Origin of the sequence: Porcibacter vitabionis (assembly GCF_046263795.1) — a bacterium.
Classification (GTDB): Bacteria; Bacillota; Clostridia; order Lachnospirales; family Lachnospiraceae; genus Lachnocurva.
The window spans coordinates 21,613-43,969 of sequence record NZ_JBJYZD010000005.1; the positions used below are offsets into that span (position 1 = coordinate 21,613).

16 protein-coding genes are annotated in these 22,357 nt (G+C 49.1%); 13 read left to right on the forward strand and 3 right to left on the reverse strand.

The window, feature by feature from the left end:
• Window positions 1–46 precede the first annotated feature (46 nt).
• The 8 genes from ACKX2L_RS05320 (at window position 47) to ACKX2L_RS05355 (ending at window position 13,756) form a co-directional block, all read left to right on the forward strand.
• Window positions 47–862 carry a histidine phosphatase family protein gene (locus tag ACKX2L_RS05320; protein ID WP_497551637.1) on the forward strand — a complete coding sequence of 272 codons (816 nt, stop codon included), beginning with the start codon at window positions 47–49 and terminating at the stop codon, window positions 860–862.
• A 184-nt stretch (window positions 863–1,046) separates the two neighbouring features.
• A complete protein-coding gene (locus ACKX2L_RS05325; protein ID WP_497552759.1) occupies window positions 1,047–3,197 on the forward strand; it encodes a beta-galactosidase in 2,151 nt (716 codons plus the stop codon).
• A 111-nt stretch (window positions 3,198–3,308) separates the two neighbouring features.
• Window positions 3,309–5,741 carry a leucine--tRNA ligase gene (gene leuS / locus ACKX2L_RS05330; protein ID WP_497551639.1) on the forward strand — a complete coding sequence of 811 codons (2,433 nt, stop codon included), beginning with the start codon at window positions 3,309–3,311 and terminating at the stop codon, window positions 5,739–5,741.
• Between the two features lie 133 nt (window positions 5,742–5,874).
• Window positions 5,875–7,557, forward strand: coding sequence for a GGDEF domain-containing protein (locus ACKX2L_RS05335; protein ID WP_497551640.1), 1,683 nt, complete (start codon window positions 5,875–5,877; stop codon window positions 7,555–7,557).
• Window positions 7,558–7,665: 108 nt separating this feature from the next.
• Window positions 7,666–8,838 (forward strand): galactokinase, encoded by a 1,173-nt coding sequence (locus tag ACKX2L_RS05340; RefSeq protein WP_497552760.1) that lies wholly within the window; start codon window positions 7,666–7,668, stop codon window positions 8,836–8,838.
• 835 nt (window positions 8,839–9,673) lie between these two features.
• The gene (locus ACKX2L_RS05345; protein ID WP_497551643.1) at window positions 9,674–12,463 is read left to right on the forward strand and encodes an FAD-dependent oxidoreductase; all 2,790 of its coding nucleotides are present in this window, start codon (window positions 9,674–9,676) and stop codon (window positions 12,461–12,463) included.
• A 150-nt stretch (window positions 12,464–12,613) separates the two neighbouring features.
• Window positions 12,614–13,006, forward strand: a complete 393-nt coding sequence (locus tag ACKX2L_RS05350) for a hydrogenase maturation nickel metallochaperone HypA (RefSeq protein WP_497551644.1) — start codon at window positions 12,614–12,616, stop codon at window positions 13,004–13,006.
• 33 nt (window positions 13,007–13,039) lie between these two features.
• Complete coding sequence (locus ACKX2L_RS05355; protein ID WP_497551645.1) at window positions 13,040–13,756, forward strand: FadR/GntR family transcriptional regulator; 717 nt, start codon at window positions 13,040–13,042, stop codon at window positions 13,754–13,756.
• 94 nt (window positions 13,757–13,850) lie between these two features.
• Here the strand turns inward: ACKX2L_RS05355 and coaBC are convergent, their stop codons facing one another.
• The 3 genes from coaBC to ACKX2L_RS05370 form a co-directional block, all read right to left on the reverse strand.
• On the reverse strand, window positions 13,851–15,044 hold the full coding sequence (gene coaBC, locus ACKX2L_RS05360) for a bifunctional phosphopantothenoylcysteine decarboxylase/phosphopantothenate--cysteine ligase CoaBC (RefSeq protein WP_497552761.1): 1,194 nt from the start codon (window positions 15,042–15,044) through the stop codon (window positions 13,851–13,853).
• A 71-nt stretch (window positions 15,045–15,115) separates the two neighbouring features.
• Entirely contained in the window at window positions 15,116–15,889 is a 774-nt protein-coding gene (locus tag ACKX2L_RS05365; RefSeq protein WP_497552762.1) for a type III pantothenate kinase, read from the reverse strand.
• Complete coding sequence (locus ACKX2L_RS05370; RefSeq protein ID WP_497552763.1) at window positions 15,886–16,575, reverse strand: ECF transporter S component; 690 nt, start codon at window positions 16,573–16,575, stop codon at window positions 15,886–15,888. The genes ACKX2L_RS05365 and ACKX2L_RS05370 overlap by 4 nt, the downstream gene beginning before the upstream one ends.
• Before the next feature lie 332 nt (window positions 16,576–16,907).
• Between ACKX2L_RS05370 and ACKX2L_RS05375 the strand changes: the two genes are divergently transcribed.
• The 5 genes from ACKX2L_RS05375 (at window position 16,908) to ACKX2L_RS05395 (ending at window position 22,349) form a co-directional block, all read left to right on the forward strand.
• On the forward strand, window positions 16,908–18,221 hold the full coding sequence (locus ACKX2L_RS05375; protein ID WP_497552764.1) for an aspartate kinase: 1,314 nt from the start codon (window positions 16,908–16,910) through the stop codon (window positions 18,219–18,221).
• A gap of 841 nt (window positions 18,222–19,062) precedes the next feature.
• A complete protein-coding gene (locus ACKX2L_RS05380) occupies window positions 19,063–19,308 on the forward strand; it encodes a FeoA family protein (protein WP_497552765.1) in 246 nt (81 codons plus the stop codon).
• A 198-nt stretch (window positions 19,309–19,506) separates the two neighbouring features.
• On the forward strand, window positions 19,507–19,728 hold the full coding sequence (locus ACKX2L_RS05385) for a FeoA family protein (RefSeq protein ID WP_497551651.1): 222 nt from the start codon (window positions 19,507–19,509) through the stop codon (window positions 19,726–19,728).
• Window positions 19,729–19,780: 52 nt separating this feature from the next.
• Window positions 19,781–21,916, forward strand: a complete 2,136-nt coding sequence (feoB, locus tag ACKX2L_RS05390; RefSeq protein WP_497552766.1) for a ferrous iron transport protein B — start codon at window positions 19,781–19,783, stop codon at window positions 21,914–21,916.
• Window positions 21,917–22,097: 181 nt separating this feature from the next.
• Entirely contained in the window at window positions 22,098–22,349 is a 252-nt protein-coding gene (locus ACKX2L_RS05395; protein WP_497552767.1) for a heavy-metal-associated domain-containing protein, read from the forward strand.
• Window positions 22,350–22,357: the final 8 nt, after the last annotated feature.

The window sequence follows — 22,357 nt, forward strand, 5'->3', positions numbered from 1 at the left end:
TGGTTGACAGTTCATCCTGCAGTCATACAGAAAGGAAAGAAACAATATGCGAATCATTTTCATCAGACATGGCACGCCGGATTATACAACAGACTCCCTGACTCCGGTTGGAAAGCGCGAGGCGGATGCTTTGGCTCTTCGGACTGCACGATGGACAAATATAGACCAAATCTTTATATCTCCTCTCGGCCGGGCACAGGAGACTGCGCAGCCGACCCTTCAGATCCTGAAAAGAGAGGCAAGCACGAAAGACTGGCTGCGAGAATTCCCGCCTCAGATCGAAGATCCATCGACCGGAGAGACCCATGCAGCCTGGGATCTCATGGCAGAGGATTTTACCGCGGATCCGGGGTATTTGGATCCGGACCGCTGGTTTTCTTATGGGATCTACAAGGATCGGCCGGATGTGGAGAAAGAGGCCGAAAAAGTTTGCAATGGCCTGGATCAAATCCTTGAAAGTTATGGATATCGCTGGCATAAGACTCCTGATTCCAAGTTCGGTCGTTATTTTGACTTCACGGATCCGACCGGCCATGTGAATCCGGCAGAGGCCGGGGATATCATGCTCCATGGCACGAAAAATTACGAGATCCGGGATCGTGATGATGAGAAGACCGTTCTCTTCTTCTGTCATTTCGGGGTCACTTGTGTCATGCTGGGACATCTTCTGAATATCTCTCCCGTGATCCTCTGGCATGCGACTTGTATTCCGCCGACAGGGATCACGGTTCTGAATGCAGAGAAACGCCTTCACAATACGGCAAGTTTTCGTATGCAGTGTTTAGGAGACGTTTCCCATCTTCATGCCATGAACCTTCCTGTCTCAGGATATGCAGCTTTCTCCCCGGTTTTCCAGGGGTGAGGTGGAGAAAATCATCAAAGGATCCCCACCTGGTTCTGCCCCGTGGGGGATTTTTGATACCCGAATCATAAGAATCATTTCCTTTTATAAGAAAATTGTTTTTGCACATTTCCAATCCAATGGCTTTGCTATGATTACCAATAGAGGCAAAAAAGTTCTTTTCACCAGATCAAGGGAGGATCATATGATTTCACAGGTTCCGACAAGAGGCAAGCTTTTATACGGAGGCGATTATAATCCGGAGCAGTGGCTGGATCGGCCGGATATCCTGGCAGAGGATATCCGCCTGATGAAAAAAGCTCATGTGAATGTGGTTTCCATGGGGATCTTCTCCTGGGCCGCTTTAGAGCCGTCGGATGGGAATTACGACTTTTCCTGGCTGAAGGAGCGGATCGACAGTCTCTATGCCAATGGGATCTATACGATTCTGGCAACTCCGACGGGAAGCCGTCCGGCCTGGCTGGCGAAGAAGTATCCGGAGGTTCTTCGCGTCAATGATTCCGGCATTCGTCAGCATTTTGGCGATCGTCACAATCACTGCATGACGAGCCCGGCTTATCGGAAGAAGGCCTATGAGATCGACCGCCGTCTGTCCGAGACTTTCGGGAAGCATCCGGCCGTCATCGCCTGGCATATCAATAATGAGATGGGCGGCGAATGCTACTGCCCCCTCTGCCAGGAAGCCTTCCGGACCTGGCTTGAGGACCGTTATGGCACGATTGCAAATGTAAACCGGGCCTGGAATACAAGCTTTTGGAGCCATACTTTTACCTCTTTTGAAGAGATTGAAGCGCCGATGGCAATTGGAGAAAGCCAGCTTCATGGCTTGAAACTGGACTGGAAACGCTTTACAACCGAGCGGCATAAGGATTTCACGGAAAAAGAGATCGCTGCGGTCCGTGATGGCGGATCCACTCTGCCAGTCACCATGAATCTCATGTATGACTACAAGGGATTGAATTATCAGGAATTTACGGACATCTGCGATTTCATGTCCTTTGACAACTATCCGGTCTGGGGCAAGAAGGGAGCAGAGGGAAATGTCGATATTGCCGTTGATACGGCATTCGAGCATGACAGGATTCGCTCCTTGCAGAGAAAGCCTTTTCTTATGATGGAGTCCTGTCCCTCCTCGACCAATTGGCAGTCCGTCAGCAAGTTAAAGGAGCCCGGCCTTCTTCTGGCCCAGGAAATGCAGGCCATTGCACATGGTGCGGATGGCGGTCTATATTTCCAGATGCGGCAGAGCCGGGGAGCCAGTGAGAAGTTCCACGGAGCTTTGATCGATCATTACGGGAAGGAGGACACCCGGGTTTTCCGAGAGGCTGCGGCGACAGGCCGGGCTCTGGAGGATATCGCATCCTGCCTGGGCTCCGGTGTGACTGCCAGAGTTGCTGTGCTTTATGATATGGAAAACCGCTGGGCTCTGGAGGATGCCCAGGGGCCGCGGAATGCAGGACTTTATTATCGGGAAGCCTGCCGGAAATCTTATCGGGCTTTTCGGGAATACGGTCTGAATGTAGACCTGATCGATGAGACCCAGAGCCTGGAGGACTATCAGGTCCTGGCCATGCCGCTTGCCTATATGTTCCGCCAGGGCTTTTCGGCCAAAGTCCGGGACTACGTTGAAAAGGGCGGCTGTCTGATCCTGACCTACTGGTCAGGAATCGTGGATGATACAGATCTCTGTTTCTTAGGCGGGACGCCGCATGACCTGATCGATGTCTGCGGCTTCCGGAGCACGGAGATCGACGGACTCTATGACGATGAGTGGAATGAGGCCTCTGTTTCGAGAGCGGACTTCCCGGAATGCAGGGAACTTACGAAAGACAGTTATCAATGCAGGAACCTCTGCGAGATCCTGGAGCTTTCCGGGGCAGAGGCGATGCTTTCTTATAAGAAGGCATTCTACGCCGGCAGTCCGGCCGTGACGCGTCATAGCTTTGGTAAGGGCAGAGTTTACGGTATCGCAGCGGACTTTGACTACGATTTTTATCGGGATTTTTATCGGGGCCTTCTAAAGGACTTACGGGTTTTTCCGATTTTAAAGGAGATTCCTTCCGGTCTGGAAGTTACGGAGCGAGAAGGAGAAGACGGATCGGTCTACATTTTCCTGATCAACTGGAAACCGGAGGAGGTCGAAGTCGGCCTTCCGGATGGAGGAAGGGTTCTGTATCAAAGCAGCGGGGTTACGATCCAAAAATCCGCGGCCCTTGGAGAGCGGGAGAAGACAGGAAGCGGTGAGGAAGAAAAAACTTCCGATCCCGGTCCTGTATCCCGGCGGGCAAGCCTCCCGGATTATGGATGTCTGGTGATTTCTGTGGAAAAAGCTTGACAGATGGAGTATACTTTAACGGCATATGGATGGCTTTAGTGGAAAAAGTTACTTTTGACACGCATTTCATATAGACTCGAAAAGATCACGAAACATTTGGAGGCCATGGAAATGAAATACAATTTCACCAAGATTGAACCGAAGTGGCAGAAGGCATGGGAAGATAATGATGCCTTCAAGGCCATTGATTTTGATAAGAAGCCGAAGTGGTACGGCCTGGTCGAGTTCCCCTATCCTTCCGGAGCGGGCATGCATGTCGGTCATATCAAGGCATATTCCAGCATTGAAGTCCTGGCAAGAAAGCGCCGGATGGAGGGCTACAATGTTCTCTTCCCCATGGGATTTGACTCTTTTGGTCTGCCGGCTGAGAACTATGCCATTAAGACCAATACCCATCCTCATGACATTACGGTGAAGAATATCCACCATTTCAAGGAGCAGATGGAAAAGGTCGGCTTCTCCTTTGACTGGAGCCGTGAGATCTCGACTTCCCTGCCGGAATATTATCACTGGACCCAGTGGATCTTCCTTCAGATGTTCAAGCATGACCTGGTCTTCCGCGCCAAGACTCTGGTCAATTACTGCCCTCACTGCAAGGTAGTTCTCTCCAACGAGGATTCCCAGGGCGGAAAGTGTGATATCTGCCACAATGATGTTATCCAGAAGCCAAAGGACGTCTGGTATCTCCGTATTACAAAGTACGCAGACCGTCTCCTTGCCGGCCTGAATGATGTTGATTATCCGGATTCCATCAAGCAGCAGCAGAGAACCTGGATCGGTAAGTCGACCGGTGCCTTCGTAAACTTTGATATTGCAGATAAGGACGGCAAGGTTATTCCGGATGAGAAGCTGGAAATCTATACCACCCGCTGCGATACCCTCTATGGCGTCGCCTTCATGGTTGTCGCTCCCGAGCATCCGCTTCTGGATAAATATAAGGCGTCCGTGAAGAACTGGGATGCGGTTGTAAAATACAGAGAAGAAAGTGCCAAGAAGACTGAATTCGAGCGGACTCAGCTGGTCAAGGACAAGACCGGTGTACGGATCGACGGTCTGACCGCCATCAATCCTGTAAATGGCAAGGAAGTTCCGATCTTCATCGCCGACTATGTCATGATGGGTTACGGTACCGGCGCCATTATGGCTGTTCCTGCCCATGATCAGAGAGACTGGGATTTCGCTCATGCCTTCAACGTTCCGATTACTCCGGTCATCGAGGGCGGCGATATCGAGAAGGAAGCTTATACCGGTGACGGCCGGATGATCAATTCCGACTTCTTGAACGGAATCGATAATAAGAAGGAATCCATTGAAAAGATGCTGGAATTCCTGGAAGAAAAGGGCATCGGTCACAAGGGAGTCCAGTACAAGATGAAGGACTGGGCCTTCAACCGTCAGCGTTATTGGGGCGAGCCGATTCCTCTGATTCATTGCCCCAAGTGCGGAACCGTTCCGGTACCTGAGGATCAGCTTCCTCTGACCCTCCCGGATATGGAAAAATTCGAACCTGGCCAGGAGGGTGAATCTCCTCTGGCACGTGCGACCGATTGGGTGAATACGACCTGCCCTTGCTGTGGAGGTCCGGCAAAGCGGGAGACCGACACCATGCCGCAGTGGGCCGGTTCCAGCTGGTATTATCTCCGTTTCTGCGATCCGCACAACGATAAGGCTTTTGCGGACAAGAAGAAGCTGGAATACTGGATGCCGGTCGATCATTATAACGGCGGTATGGAGCATGTGACAAGACATCTTCTGTATTCCCGTTTCTGGCATCAGTTCCTCTATGATCAGAAGCTGGTCAACACGCCGGAGCCTTATGCCAAGCGGTCTTATCAGGGCCTGATCCTGGGACCGGACGGCGAGAAGATGAGTAAGAGTAAGGGAAATGTCATCGATCCTATGGACATCGTTGAGTCCTACGGTGCTGATACCCTGCGTGTCTATGTACTTTTCATGAGTGACTACGGCGCCGCAGCTCCCTGGTCCGATGAATCTCTCCGCGGCTGCAAGCGTTTCCTCGACCGGACCTGGAACCTCCTGGATCATATCGAGGACAAGCCCGAGATCAAAACGATTGAAGCAAGTCTTCATAAGACCATAAAGAAGGTTTCCGAAGATATCGAACGGATGAAGTTCAATACTGCGATTGCAGCTCTGATGTCTCTGATCAATGACTTCGGTAAAGCGGAGTATGTGACCAAAGAAGACGTTCTGACCTTCATTAAGCTCCTGTCTCCTTTCGCTCCTCATATGACGGAAGAGATGTGGCAGCTTCTGGGTCAGAATCCGGATGGCAAGACCTTCTGCACCCTGTCCTCCTGGCCTGCATTTGATCCCGAAAAGGCAAAGGACGATGTCATCTCCATGGGTGTCCAGGTCAACGGCAAGGTCCGTGGAAATGTAGACCTGCCCCAGGGCTGCAGCAAAGAGGAGGCTCTGGCAGCAGCCAAGGAAAATGAAAATGTAAGAAAATTCATTGATGGAAAAACCATCGTGAAGGAGATTTATGTACCGGGACGGATCCTGAACTTTGTTGTAAAGTAAGGTTTTCGTTTCATACCCATTCCCGAAAAGGAAAAATTGTTGTAAAGTAAGGTTTCCATTTCATATCCATTCTCGAAAAGGAAAAATTGCAGGATCATCAGAACGAGGAGATCACACAAAGGAGAAGTAAAACATGAGACAGCAGCAATTTCGTTTTCTACGCTATGCTTATCGTGTGCTTTTCTTTGTCTTCTTGGTAATGATGGTCCTGCTTTTTTTTGTGCAGAAAGACGAAGTCTATAATCCGTGGAAAGATGAGAAGCCGATAATTCGCGAAATCACAGACTATCAGATCCGGGAGGAAAAAGATTCGGATGCACCTGCGGGCTTTCACCGGGATTATATCATCCAATTGAAAAAGGGTGATATTGTAAATGAATCCTGGCTGTATGTCTTTACTTCGCATTGCTATGCGGAGGTCTATTTCGAGGAAGACCCCAGTCAGGTCCTTTACAGTCTCATGCCGGAGGAAAACCATAAAAATATAGGAAAGACACCCGGAAATCGCTGGCTGGACATCCCTATGTATGAAGATGACTGGAAATCAACGCTGATCATTCGTACCTATCCGGTCTACCAGGGATTCCTTCAGCCACCTCTGATCTATCTTGGCACCCAGAGGGATGTTACAAGTCACATTATGAACCAGAGCTTATTTCCTTTTGTCATGGCTGTGAATCTGATCTTTCTCGGTATGATTGCTCTGGCACTCTATCGTGCTAAAACAGGTAAACACAAACCGACCGAAGGGTTGGATCAATTGGGTATCCTCTGTATTGTGGCAGGATTCTGGAGGCTTACGGACCTTCGTATTTCACCCTTAATATTCCGAAACATACAGCAGGTTTTATCCGATTTTTCCCTGTCTATGCTTTTCCTACTGCCCGTTCCTGTAACGCGTTATGTTTATAGCAGGATTCACATGAAGGTGAAATGGCCCCTGCTTCTGACCATAGCCCTCTATGTGGTTTTCGATTGCATTACTTTCCCTCTGCAGATTTTCGGTATCAGGGATCTGCGACAATCTCTGTTTATCTTCCAGATTCTGGCCATCGGCGGAGGCGGCCTGATGCTTATTATGGTACTTCTGAGTCATGTGAAAATGAGAATGACCAGATCAAAAGAACCGCGGAGTTCTGTCATTTTCATCCTGTCGATTGGAGTCTTCGCCGGCATTGTAGGTGATTTGATTTCCTACTATTATGGCAACAGCAATATGATCTTCTCCAGCCTGATCTTTCTCTTCTATGTCGTTACGACTCTGATCTATAATTACAGGCTGCTGGCGCAATCGGCGAGTTTCGATTCGGCGACAGGCATTTCCAATAAGAATGCCTGTCTGCTGGCATTAGGAGAAATCCAGGCATTCAACAGTTTCGAAGAGAAGGAAAAGGAAAAAGAGAATCGGGTCAGTCTTGTGATGATCGATCTGAATTATTTGAAAATGATCAATGACCATTATGGACATGAGACAGGTGACCGCCTTCTTGCTGCTTTTGCGGATCTGCTTGTGGAATCCTTTGAACCAAAGGATTTCATCGGCCGCTTTGGAGGAGATGAATTTCTGATCATTGCCCGGGGTGAGAACAGCGGGAAGTGTGAGAACAATCTGAGGGAGCTTGGTGAGAAGGCAGGCAGGACTCCCCTGATTCAGCCGGATGGATACAGGATCACTATCAGTTTTGCAGCAGGCATTGCCAACAGCTGGGATTATCCGGAAGCAGATGGCCTGACACTCCTGAAAAAGGCGGATGAGAAGATGTATGAGGATAAGATTTCAAAACATGCAGAGAGGAAGGACCAGGCGAATGGATAAGATCCCGGCATCATCATTTTTGCAATAAAATAAAATGAATGGGAGATAGTTCCAGAAAATAATCTGGGGTAAGATGAATAGGATAGTGTTGATAGAAAGGGGTTACTTATGGCACTTCTAGAAGATCTGAAAAAAGAATTTGTTGAGAAATTCGGCGGAGAGGGAGACATCCGCTGCTACTTTGCACCAGGACGGGTGAATCTGATCGGCGAACATACGGATTATAATGGCGGTCATGTTTTTCCCTGCGCTCTGTCCATGGGAAATTATGCCGTTGCAAGAAAAAGAGATGATAAGATGGTCCGCTGGTACAATGCGACCTATCCTAAGGATGGCATTCAGACAGCGGATATCACAAAGCTGGCACCGAATGATAACGGTATCTGGTATGACTATCAGCAGGGCGTCATCTGGGAATTTGAGAAGCATGGGTATCATGTTCCCAATGGCTATGACATGGTCATGGCATCCGATCTTCCGGCAGGCTCCGGTCTGTCCGCTTCGGCCTCTATTGAAGAGGTCGCTGCAGTTATCCTCCGGGATCTTTTCGCTATTGATATGACTATGGTGGATTGTGCACGGATGGGCCAGCTTTCCGAGAATGAATATAATGGCATGAACTGCGGTATCATGGATCAGTTCGCCTCTGCCATGGGTAAGAAGGACTGCGCTATTTTCCTGGATACCAATACTTTGAAGTATGACTACGTCCCTCTGAATCTTAAGCATGAGAAGATTGTCATCACCAATTCCAAGGTAAAGCACAGCCTGGCAGGATCTGCTTATAATGACAGACGCCGGGAATCTGAGCAGGCACTTTCGGACCTTCAGAAAGTCGTTTCGATCAAGACACTCGGTGATCTGGATGAGGCAACATTTGACAAGTATGCCGATGCGATTCCGGATGAGATCTGCCGTAAGAGAGCTCATCATGCAGTCTATGAGAATCAACGGACCATCCAGGCTGTCGATGCTCTGAAGAAGGGAGATCTCGAGGGATTCGGGAAACTTATGAATGAGTCTCATATTTCTCTTCGCGATGACTATGATGTCTCCTGCAAGGAACTCGATATTCTGGCAGAAGAAGCCTGGAAGATCCCCGGTGTGATCGGTTCCCGTATGACCGGTGGCGGTTTCGGCGGCTGCACGGTTTCTATCGTAAAGGAAGACTGTGTAGACAATTTCCGTGAGACCATTGCCAAGGTTTATAAGGAACGCACCGGACTGGACTGCGAATTCTATATCGCAGATGCAAGTGACGGAGCCAGAAGGATCCATTAAGGTATAGACCGGGCCCGATCCGAAGCTTGCTCGGGTCCAATCCGAAACTTGGTAGGATCCGATTCGAAGCTGGGTCGGGTCCGATTCGAAACTTGGCAGGATCCGATTCGAAGCTTGGTTGGGGATGAAATTATCGTAATATGACTTGCTTTTTAAAAATACGATAGTAAAAGATGATGTATTAGGGCAAAATATCGTAATACTAATGGCTTTCTATATTCCCGATAGTGAATTCTTGAATTTGCTATCGGGAATATCTGTTTTTGCTTCTATTACGATAAATGTAGTCCAAAACCGGAGTCGGACTATCATAAAATTATAAAATGTTCTCCATTACGATAAGCACAGGCCTTGATGATTCTAATATCAAGTGACAGTGCATTTGACCATAAAGTGACATGGCATTTGACATCAAATTTGCACAGAATTCAATCATTCACGCACAAACCAGAACAAAAACAGAGAAATCATATTGTCTCTCTATGGAAATCGCCCAAAACAACTTGTGGCATTACCACGAAAATAAGAAAAGAATTAAAGTTTAATTGCCAGAATCACGCCTTTGTGATATATTTAACAAGCACTGGTAATACCACAGAGTGAAATACCAGGGACTCTGGTGAGACCGATGGCTTCGACACCACGCGTGACCGAAACCACGCGTAATCATAAATGGGAGTCAGAAGGTACTTTGGATACCCCCATCATTTCATGACTATAGTGTTAGAAGGTACTTTTGACACCCACGTCATTTCATGATTACAGTGTCACTTGTCTGCATTTCGCCTGTGGGAAAACGAGAAACCAATGAAGTAAATGAGAGAGGTATGATACTATGGCAGCAAAGGGAGATCCACATTATCCATTACGTCCGGAGTGTGCAAATGTTGACGAACCATTTCGCCAGCCTGTCGCAGATCTGGGCAAGCTGATCACTGACCGCATCCCGATCAAATTAGGGAAGCAGAAGATCACAAAGGATGATCCGGAGTATTGGGCAGTTGCAAGACTATGCACAGACGAAGAAGCACGATTGGCTTTGAAGGTTTTTAAGAAGATCCGCAGTCCCAAGACATTCGACCAGATCCAGAAGGCATCCGGAATCGAGGCCCAGAAACTGCAGGAGATGCTGGATCACATGTCCTGGACCGGGCTTCTGGAGTGGAACTATGAGAATCCCAGGCATGAGAAGCAGTATGTCCTTCCTATGTTTGTTCCGGGATCCGGCGAGTTCTCCAATATGAATAAGGACCTGATCGAGGAGCATCCGGAAATGGGTATGTTCTTCGAGCACATGACCCGTCTGCCTCTGGAGAAGGTGACGAAGATCGTTCCAGAGGGCGGTGCCGGTATCGGTATGCATGTCATTCCGGTCGAGAAGGCCATCGAAATGAATAATGAGGCCATTGGTGTCGAGAAGATCTCCCATTGGCTGGATAAATATGATGGAAAATATGCCAAGTCCCCCTGTTCCTGCCGCCGGTCCAGAAAGACCTATGGTGAGGGCTGCGGTGATGTCGAGGACGGCTGGTGTATCGCAGTCGGCGATATGGCAGATTATGTCGTAGAGACCAATAAGGGCGGCGAGTATATCAGCAGAGAAGAGGCTCTTGAAATCTTCAAGAAGGGGGAAGAAAACGGATTCGTTCATCAGATTACCAATATCGATGGTGAGGACAAGATCTTTGCAATCTGTAACTGTAATGTGAATGTCTGCTATGCCCTCCGGACTTCTCTTCTTTTCAATACACCAAACCTTTCCCGGTCTGCTTATGTGGCCCGTGTCGAGAAGGACAAGTGTGTTGCCTGCGGACGCTGCGTGGAATTCTGCCCGGCAGGTGCCGTAAAGCTCGGTCAGAAGCTCTGTAAAAAGGACGGCAGTGAGGTCGAATATCCGAAGCACGTGCTTCCGATCGATGCGGATCATTCCTGGGGAGAAGATGACTGGGATTGGGATTACCGCGACCATAACCGTGTAGAGGCTTACCGGACCGGAACTGCTCCCTGTAAGACCGCCTGTCCTGCCCACATCGCGATCCAGGGTTACCTGAAGATGGCAGCAGAGGGCCGTTATACCGAGGCTCTGGCATTGATCAAGAAGAACAACCCGCTTCCTGCTATCTGCGGCCACATTTGTAACCGCCGCTGCGAGGACGCCTGCACCCGTGCTACTGTGGATGAGGCCATTGCAATCGATGAGGTCAAGAAGTTTATTGCCATGCATGACTTGAAGGCCGAGACCCGTTACATTCCGAAGAAGGTCATCCCCAGAGTAGACGGAGACTTCTCGGAGGATAAGGTCGCTATCATCGGCGCCGGTCCTGCCGGTCTGTCCTGTGCCTTCTATCTGGCAGAGAAAGGTTATAAGCCGACCGTATTTGAAAAGAATGAGAAAGCCGGCGGTATGCTGGTTTACGGTATTCCTTCCTTCAAGCTGGAGAAGGATGTCGTTCAGGCCGAGATCGACGTCATGAAGGAGATGGGCGTTGAAATAAAGACCGGAGTCGAAGTCGGTAAGGATATTACCCTGGATGAGCTTCGGAAGCAAGGCTACAAGGCTTTCTATATCGCTATCGGATGCCAGGGCGGCCGTAAGGTCGGCGTTCCGGGCGAAGATGCCGAGGGCGTTGTGACTGCTGTCGATTTCCTTCGTGAAGTCAATGCGAAGGAAGCTTATGATGTCAAGGGCGATATCGTCGTTGTCGGCGGCGGAAATGTTGCCATCGACTGCTCCCGTGATGCTGTTCGTGTCGGTGCCGAAAAGGTAACCCAGCTCTGCCTGGAAACCAGAGATATCATGCCGGCATCGGATGAGGAAGTGAAGGAAGCCGAAGAAGACGGCGTAGAGATCAAATGCGGCTGGGGACCGAAGGAAATCCTTACAGATGAGAAGGGCGAAGTTTCCGGTATCGTCTTCAAGAAGTGCCTGTCCGTAAAGGATGCAAACGGCCGTTTCAACCCGACCTACGATGAGAATGACACGATTACCATTCCCTGCAGGCATGTCGTTCTGGCAGTTGGTCAGTCCATCGTCTGGGGCAATCTGCTGAACGGCGAGAAGGTAGAACTGGGACGAGGTAACGGCGCTCTGGCGGATCCCAAGACCTATCAGACTGCGCAGCCGGATATCTTCGTCGGAGGAGATGTCTACACCGGGCCTAAATTTGCCATCGATGCCATTGCAGCAGGCAAAGAAGGCGCAATCTCCATCCATCGTTTCGTTCAGCCGGGCAGCAGCCTGACCATCGGCCGGAACCAGAATGATTATGTCGAGCTGGACAAGACGAATATTAAGATCGAGAGCTATGACAACAGCAAGCGTCAGATCCCGGCAAGAAGGGAGTCAGAGAAGCTGTCCTTCCGCGATTATCAGGAGGTCTTCACAGAGGCTCAGGTCAAGAAGGAAGCATCCCGCTGTCTGTCCTGCGGCGCATCGGTTGTCGATGAGAATCACTGCATCGGTTGTGGCGTCTGCACGACCAAGTGCGAATTCGATGCCATCCATCTTTTCCGCGAGAACCCAAAGTGTTCTACCATGAGAAAGTCCGAGGACAAGATGAAGTACATTCTTCCTTATGCTGCAAAGCAGGCCTTTAAAGTGAAGTTTGTCAATAAGAGAAAGTGATCCTTCGAAACATAGACCAGCCCCGGGCAGGTCTTTAAAGTGAAGTTTGTCAATAAGAGAAAGTGATCTTTCGAAACTTAGACCAGCCCCGGGCAGGCCTTGCTTTTCGGGGCTGGTCTACATTTATAAGATGGAAGAGAAGAGGTAAGTATGCACGAGCTAGGCGTTGTCTTTAAGGTGATCGATAACTTAAAGGCGGTGGCCAAAGAAAATCAGGTTACGGAAATCTCAAGTGTCACCCTTGCCCTGGGTGAGGTATCGACGGTCATCCCCAAGTATCTGACCGATTGCTGGAAGTGGGCTGTCAAGAAGCAGGATCTCTTACGGGACTGCGAGCTTCGGATCAGCCGGATCCCGGCCATCACATATTGCGAGGATTGCGGCAAGACCTATTCCACCGTGCAGAGCGGTAAGATCTGCCCGTACTGCGGGAGCGACCATACCTATCTCATTCAGGGGCAGGAATTTATGATCAAGGAGATCGAAGTTTTTGAGCCGGAAGATGAGGAAGAGCCGCATTCTATGCTTGCAGCGGATGTGTGAAGAAGATTTATATCAAGGGAAGCGAGACTTTAAATGAAGATGGAACGTATCGAAGTTCCGACCCATAAGGAACTCTTTATTAAGAAGATGCAGGAAATGATCCTGTCCGGCGAACTGGAGCCGGGCTCCCGGATCCCGTCCGAGCGGGAACTGGCCGAAGGCATGGGAGTCAGCCGGACGGTCATTAATTCCGGGATTTCCACCCTGGTCGATCAGGGCTTTCTAAGGGTTCAGCCCCGTCAGGGGACTTTTGTCACGGATTACCGTCGGGAAGGGTCGCTGAAAACTTTCCGCGCGATTTTGGAATTAAAAGGAGATATCCTATCGGATGAAGATATCCGATCCATTTTAGAGATCCGCTGGGGCTTGAGCCAGATCACCTTGAAGCATGCGATCGAGCGGGCCTCCGATGAGGAGATGGAGGGTTTGTCCGTCTGTCTGAATCATTTGAAGGAAGCAAAAACTCCGATGGAGGCAGCGGAAGCCAGTTTTGAATTCCAATGGAATCTGTCCGTGATCGGGAAAAGTGATATCCTGACGGCCTTGATCGTTTCCTTCAAACCTGCCGTTATCACTCTCTGGCAGCGTTTCTGCCGGAAATACGGGATGGAGGTCCTCTATCAGCACACGAAGAAGACTTACGACTTCCTGATCCGGCGCGATCTGGAAGGCTCTCTGGCCTGGCTGGAAACCTTCACGAAAGACTCCATATCCGGGAATTATACGGTTTACAATAGTGCAGATGAATAAGAAAAAGCCACCGGGATCCCCTGATATGTACCTTCTTTACCGGACCATGAAAAGTTCAGTAAGGCTTGTACATATCAGGCCCCGATGGCTTTTTTTAAAGTGAGAAGAGTCGATCCAGAAGGACATTGGCAGCTTCTTCCTTCGACATGAGAGGAAGTTTTTCTTCCTTGTCCTTAGAGATCAGGGTCAGAATATTCGTATCCACACCAAAACCGGCACCGGCTTCTTTCAGGCTATTGGCAGCAATCAGGTCCAGATTTTTTTTCTCCAGTTTTTTCCTTGAATTTTCCAGAAGATGTTCCGTCTCCATGGAGAAGCCGCAGAGAAGCTGGTGATAAGGCTTATGCCGGCCCAGCCATTCCAGAATGTCTTTTGTTCCTTCCAGAGAAAGAGAGCTCAGGCTTTCCCCCTCTTTTTTCTTGATTTTATTGTCTGCTACCGAGGCCGGACGGAAGTCCGCCACGGCAGCGGCCATGATGACCGCATCCTGGGCACAGGCCCTTTGACTTACTGCATGAAACATTTCTTCTGCAGATTCGATCGGTATGCATTCGACATAAGGGGAGGGTGTAAGTTCCGTAGGTCCGGAAACCAGAGTGACTCTTGCGCCACGGTCGGCTGCAATTTTTGCAATGGCATATCCCATGCGGCCGCTGGAATGATTGGTGAGATAGCGGACCGGATCCAAGGCCTCCCGGGTGGGGCCGGCCGAAACCAGGATCCTCTTTCCGGTCAGATCTTTTTGATAAGCGATGGCATGATCCAGAGCAAGGAAGAGTCGTTCCGGCGATGCCATCTTGCCCTTGCCGCTGGTCCCGCAGGCCAGATGTCCGCTGACCGGTTCGATGATCTCCCAGCCGTAGCCCCGTAAGAGATCCAGATTATGCTGAGTGACCGGATTCTCGTACATCCGGGTATTCATAGCCGGAGCAATCAGCTTGGGCCGGTCCATGGCAAGGATCGTCGTTGTCAGCATATCATCCGCCAGACCGTTTGCGAGCTTTGCAATGATATCGGCAGAGGCAGGGGCCACGAGAACGGCATCCGCCTTGTCGGAAAGAGCGATATGCTCGATCTCATAGGAATGCTGGCGGTCAAAGGTGTCCACGACGGTTCTCTGGTGAGTCAGGGCATCAAAAGTGAGTGGCGTCACAAATTTTGCCGCATTTTCTGTCTCAATGACATTGACCAGGGCCCCGGCCTTCATCAGCATGGAGGCCAGATCACAGGTCTTATAGGCAGCAATGCCGCCGGTTACACCGAGAAGGATATTCTTGCCTTGCAGCATAGTTTTGAATTATCTCCTTTCACAATTATGAGTACATGTGCTTTTCATGCGTGGTGGCAGACGGTTGACATTCATTTCATCTGATAAAGAATCAAAAGCCCCTTTAGAAGAAGATCCGGATCATAGATCACATCTGTCCGAATCCAGGGAAGTACCAGCTTCCCCAGACCTCCCGTGATCACTGTTTTTAAACCCGATAGCCCTGTCCTCTCCCGGAGCCGGTCTGTGACGGCTTCGATCCTTATGCCGCAAGCAGCGACGGTTCCGGAGAGCATATTCGACTTGGTGTCATGGCCCAATAGATCAAAAACCGGCTTCGGATCAAGACGAGGCAGGCTGGCCGTATGCTCGGAGAGCGCCTCCAAACTTAGACCGATGCCGGGGCTTATCATCCCGCCGGCCAGGACTCCCTTTTCATCGACAAGTGTTAAGGTGGTTGCCGTGCCGAGATCAAAAACCGCGACCGGTTTTCCATAGAGTTTTATTGCAGCGGCCAGGTCGCAGATCCGGTCCATACCCAGGGCCCCGGTATCATATGACGAAGTATCAATGCCGCAGGGGCTGCCGGGATGCACTTCATAGGTCTCCCTGCCGGACAAATCCATGACGGCCTGTTTGATCAGGGGATTCAGATCCGAAACGACAGAGGATAGGACAGCGCCTTCCAAGAGATGGGAATCTATGCTGTGCTTTCTTAAGATCGTTTCCAAAGCCCGGGTCAGGTCTATATTTCCCCAGGGGTGACGGGTCGAGAGACGGTCGGTGAAGAGAAGCTTGTCGCCGGAAAAAAGCCCCAGGACGATATTGGTGTTTCCGACATCGATTGCAAGGATGGTCTGCTTCATGATCTTTTCCGCAGGGCTTTGGTGAGAAGGAGACCGACGCTTCCGGAAAGAAGGCAGCCTACGACGGCTTCGATGACGCCCTGAACGCCGACCAGGGCAATGACGAAGGTCATGGGATTGTGGCTGCCGAGACCTTGGGCCATGTTTTGGATGTAGTCACTCTGATAGAAGAAGAGGATCAGAGAAGTCATGAAAAAGAGGGTGTTCAGCAGGGGAGCGGCAAGGCCGGTCAGATAATAGGCGAGGTTTCCGATGTGAAGCTTCTCTTTCAGGGCATAGAAGATGAGGCCGGTGCAGAGACCATCGAGGATCCGGGCAATGACGGCTGTCACGAAGACGCCGACAGGACCGACCGGACGGATGGCAAAGAGGGTGGACAAAAGGCCGCTGGTTCCGGTCAGGGCGTTCAGGAAACTGGTCAGACCGAAGACGGTGCCACAGATGGCTGCGCCGGCGGGGCCAATGGTCATGGCTCCGATCGCTACGGGAATGGTGACCAGGGAGACACTGAGGAAGGGTGTCCGGATGGTTCCGAGTGGAGTTGTGCCCATGAGGACGGTGATCGCGATCAAAAGAGCGGTCTTTACCATGAATTCTGTCTTCGGCCGGATGCTAGTATCCTTTTTTGCGGATAGACTGCCTTGGGAAGAAGGATTCTGTGAATAGTTAGAAAATTGATTAGCCATGATCTGCTCCTTTCTGTTCGAAAATGGCATAAATGCAGAAAGAGAGCTGGAGGCCAGAAACAAAGATATGAAAAAATCTGTCATTCAAGTTCACCTTCTGCTGCTGTTCCGGCTCAACCGGATATAGCGCAGTTACTAAAACTTCGAAAATATTATGGCACAAATCTTACGACTTGCAAGAATTTTTTTGTGGTAACATCAAAAAAGGGCTGGACATTCGCGTGGGAATGCGGGAAGGGATAAATTGTGGTAGAATAAATTCGCTCTTCTGCCGGGGAGATGGCAGAAGAGATCTATTAGAATTCCCAAATAGATAGTAAAGAGAGTTTAAGATGAAAACAATTGTTGCAAAATTTGGCGGGACATCGCTTGCGGATGCGAATCAGTTTCGAAAGGTGAAGGAAATCATTGAAAGGGACAAGGGCCGCCGTTATATTGTGGTTTCCGCGCCCGGAAAGCGTTTTTCGGATGATATCAAGGTGACGGATCTTCTAATCAGATGCTATGAGAATGCCGTGAATCATCGGCCGGTTGGCGAAGTTCTGACTGAGGTCCGGGACCGGTTTTATGAGATCATCCGTGATCTTGGTTTACATTTCCCCATCGATGAGGAAATGGAGATCATACGTCGAAATCTGCAGAAGAAGCCGGAACTGGACTATATGGCCAGCCGGGGAGAATATCTGAATGCGCAAATTATGGCGGAATATCTGGGATTCACTTTTGTGGACCCGGCCTGGTCGGTCTGCTTCTTCCCGGATGGTCAGCTGGATCCTGTCACGACGCAGAGGGCAATGGCTGCGGCCCTGCATCCTTTGGATCGGGCGGTGATCGCCGGATTTTATGGGGCGGATGCAGATGGAAGGATCCATACCCTGTCCAGGGGCGGGTCCGATATTTCCGGAAGTCTCGTGGCTAAGGCTGTTAAGGCGGATCTCTATGAAAATTGGACGGATGTTTCAGGGCTCAAGGCTGCGGATCCGCGAATCGTTGCTGAGCCGCGGACCGTGGATTATCTGAGCTATCGGGAACTTCGGGCCTTGTCTTATATGGGGGCTTCGGTTCTTCATACGGATGCTGTTCTGCCGGCTTCGGAGCTTTCGATTCCCATCAATATTCGGAATACGAATGCGCCGGAAGACAGCGGGACAATGATTGTCCGGCATTTTCCTTCGTCTATGCAGAAGTATCCTGTGGTCGGGGTGGCCGGACGCCCGGGTATGACAGTTCTCCAGGTGGAGAAAGTCATGGTGAGTGACGGGGCCGGTTTCAGTGCCATTCTTTTGGATCTCTTGAAGAAACGGGATCTGCCTTTCGAGCAGTGTCTGACCGGTATTGATACGGTGACTCTGATCATTCGGTCTGACCTTCTCACATCTTGTAAGGAGGAACTGCTTTCGGAGATCCGAGAGATCCTGCATCCCGATTATCTCGGTGTCTTTGAGCATCTGTCGGTGATTGCCGTTGTCGGTGAGAAGGATCCCGGATCGATTGCCAATGTCAAGGTCTTGAATTCCCTTGCCCGTGCCGGGATTGAGATTGATACAATCAATCAGGGAGCAGGGAAACTGAACCTCTTGATCGGTGTGCCGGAAGACCGCTACGAAGATGCAATCCGGGCCATTTATGGGGCGATAGAATCTTGATGGGGGATAGATAAGAGGACGGCAATCTGCTTTCTTGAGCGATCATTTATTTGCTTTTTCATGGAAAAGTCAAAAAAGATTCTGGAGCAGATATCGAGATAGTCATAAGGATGGATCCATTTTTGACATGGGATGACGGCACAGAAGTTGTGCTCTCAGAAAGGTTGGATCCAAGTCCCATTCGAGACATATTCGATATACAGAATCTTTTTGAAATCATGCGCCTTTCCATGGCGAAAAGCACTCTTTCAGAGGACAAATATTCGATATACAGAATCTTTTTGAAATTATGCGCCTTTCCATGGCGAAAAGCACCCTTTCAGAGGGCGAATATTCGATATACAGAATCTTTTTTAAATCATGCGTCTTTCCATGGCGAAAAGCCCCCTTTCAGAGGGCAAATATTCGATATACAAAATCTTTTTGAAATCATGCTATAAAAACACACTAAAAACACGCATGGTTTTAAAAAGATTCTGTATATCGAATAAACAGGCCAAATCCGAGCCACCGAAACACTTAAAACACGCATGATTTCAAAAAGATTTGATATATCGAATAAGCAGGCCAAATCCAGGTTGCCAGGACAATAAACGCACATCAGACATGGTCAAACGCACATCAGACATGGTCGTTTCTGATATCTGCAAGTTTCATAATAGAGATCAGTTTTAGAATCTGTCCGGTACGACGGCAAAGAAAAAGTATTTTCCACTTGCATGTCGCTGTCAGATGGTTTAAACTAATGTCCGGTGGTTAGATATATCTACCTAAGTTTACAAAAGAATAACAATCAGAAGAAATATGTAAATACTAATTGAATCATCTTATGATGCAAGTAATGACTAGAAAGAAGGAAATTACAATGCTGCCTCTTTCCATGGCGAAAGCCGGAGAAAAATGTATGGTTGCCCGAATCGGCGGGAGTCCTGATGTGAAGAAACACCTGGAAGATCTGGGATTTGTTGTCGGCAGTGAGATTCAGATCGTTTCAACACCCGGGAATGGAAATATGATTGCCAAGGTAAAGGACGCCAGACTGGCTCTTACAAAAGAAATGACGAAAAGAATTATGGTAACGATGTAGAGATTCCTATATATTATTTTAATTCTTTATTTTTTGGTCATAGGTTAGACGTGTATAACAAAAGTTCAATTACATTACATAAAACTATATTGCTTAAAATATATTTAAAAACAGAAAACATATAAAAGATACTCATAAAGGCTGTTACTCCGGTGATTGGCCGGCGTTCAGAATATATCGATAGCGAGGAGAAAAAGCATGAAAACATTAAGAGATGTGCAAATTGGTGAGACTTCCACTGTGGTGAAAATCCATGGCAGCGGTGCTTTGAAGCGCCGGATCATGGACATGGGCATCACGAAGGGAACAGAGATTTCGGTCCGAAAGGTGGCTCCGCTTGGGGATCCCATTGAGGTGACCGTTCGGGGCTACGAGCTTTCGATACGAAAAGATGATGCGGATATTTTGGAGATGGCCTAAATTTCATCAGAAATTATAAACTTATGAGATGTTAGAAGAGAGGTAGGCAGATATGGCAATGAAAATTGCACTGGCGGGAAATCCGAATTGCGGTAAAACGACCCTTTTCAATGATCTGACAGGAAGCACCCAATATGTCGGTAACTGGCCCGGCGTTACGGTAGAGAAGAAGGAAGGGCGCCTGATCGGACACAAGGATGTCATTATTCAGGACCTTCCGGGGATCTATTCCCTGAGCCCGTATACCCTGGAGGAGGTTGTCTCCCGGAATTATCTCGTCAATGAAAAGCCGGATGTGATTCTGAATATCGTTGATGCGACCAATATCGAGAGAAATCTCTATCTGACCACACAGCTGGTGGAGATCGGTATACCGGTTGTGCTGGCCTTCAATATGATGGATCTGGTTAAGAAAAAGGGCGACAAGATCGATACGAAGAAGCTGGGACAGGAATTGGGCTGCGAGACCATCGAAATCAGCGCCCTGCATTCTGAGAATACCAGAAAGGCAGCGGAGCTTGCCATTCAATATGCAGAAAAGAAAAAGAAAGACCTGCCCCATGTATTTACCGGAAGCGTTGAACATGCTCTGGCTCATATCGAGGAGTCAATCGAAGATCTGGTGCCAAAGGAACAGCTTCGCTGGTATGCGGTCAAACTTTTTGAAAGAGATCAGAAGGCAACGGAAAATCTGCAGCTTTCAGAGGATTTATTAAAGCATATCGATTCGCATATCAAAGATTGCGAAGAGGAAATGGATGATGATGCAGAAAGCATTATCACAAATCAGCGCTATACTTATATCCAGAAGCTGGTTTCCGATTCCGTGAAGAAGGCTGGCGTGAAAGGCGAAATGACAACATCGGATAAGATCGATCGGATCGTTACCAATCGATTCCTGGCCCTTCCGATCTTTGCCTTGATCATGTGGGGCGTCTATTATGTATCCGTGACGACGATCGGATCTCAACTTACGGACTGGACGAATGACGTTTTCTTTGGAACCTGGATCACCAATGCGGCCACAGCAGGACTGAAGGCAGTCGGTGCATCCGCTCCGGTCATCAGTTTGCTTGTGGATGGTGTCATAAACGGTGTCGGTACAGTCCTTGGCTTTGTCCCGCAGATGATCATCCTTTTCCTTTGTCTGTCTATTCTGGAGGATTCGGGTTATATGGCGCGTGTTGCCTTCATCATGGACCGGATCTTCCGAAAATTCGGTCTCTCCGGAAAGTCCTTCATTCCCATGCTGATTGGCACCGGCTGCGGTGTTCCGGCAATTATGGCTTCCCGTACGATAGAGAATGAAAAAGACCGTCGGATGACGATTCTCCTCTCCACTTTCATGCCTTGCGGAGCCAAGATGGAAATAGTTGCCATGATGACCATGGTATGCTTTCCCGGCAGTATCTTTGTTGCACCCGGCATGTATTTCCTGGGGCTCGGTATTGTCGTTTTGTCCGGTATTGCTTTAAAGAAGACCAAATACTTCTCCGGAGATCCGGCACCCTTCGTTATGGAGCTTCCTGCTTACCACGTTCCAACGGTAAAAGGTGTTCTGATCCATGTCTGGGAGAGGACCAAAGCCTTCATGATCAAGGCAGGTACCATTATTTTTGCAATGTGTATCGTGATATGGCTTCTTATGCACTTCGGCCCGAGTGGTTTCCTTGCGGAAGATATTGATCACTCTTTTCTCCGCTATATCGGCGAAGGCCTGGCCTGGATCTTCAAACCGCTTGGCTTCGGAACCTGGCAGGGTGCTGTTGCATCGGTTTCTGCGGAAGTCGCCAAGGAGCAGGCAACCGCTACCCTTGGAATCCTTGCCCATGCAGCAAGTGACAGCAGCGCAGATGTTGCAACTGCAATCAATCATCTCTTTGGAGGAAGCAAACTGGTTGGTATGAGTTTCCTTCTCTTCAATATTTTCGACGCGCCCTGCATGGTTGCCATTGCAACCGCCTTCCGTGAGCAGGGCAGCAAGAAATGGGGCTGGATCACCTTCGGTTATCAGATGTTGATGGGTTACTGCCTGTCCCTGTGTGTTTTCCAGATCGGCTCTCTGGTCAGCGGAGCCTTTACGGTCGGAACTGTAGTTGCGATTGCACTTATGGTCATTGCTGCTTACTTCATCTGCCGGTCCAACCCTTATAAAAAGTCTGCTGTCGGCCGTTTCAGTGAGGCTTGAGTACAATTATGAAGGGTGGAAGTGTCAACGGCTGAGCCCTTTCGAACGTATTGGGCTGAGCTTATTTTGGGGCAAGTGAAATCAGAAACGAAATCAGCGGATTCATTTTCCGGAATTTGAAGGAAAATGAGATCAGCTGATTCGTTTTTGTTAAAATGTAGACCAAAGAAAGGAGATTGCTATGTACAAAACAGTTGTAAAGATCGAAGGTATGGCCTGTGGAATGTGCGAATCCCATATCAATGATGCCATTCGAAGGAACTTTTCGGATGCGAAGAAAGTGACATCTTCCCACAGAAAGGGAGAGGCAAGTTTTCTCACGGAAGATGCTATTGATGCCGATCGAATGAAAGCGGTCATTGAGGATACCGGTTATCATTTTAAAGGAATTCAGTCCGAACCCTATGTGAAAAAGGGACTTTTTAGGAGATGATCCTTGTT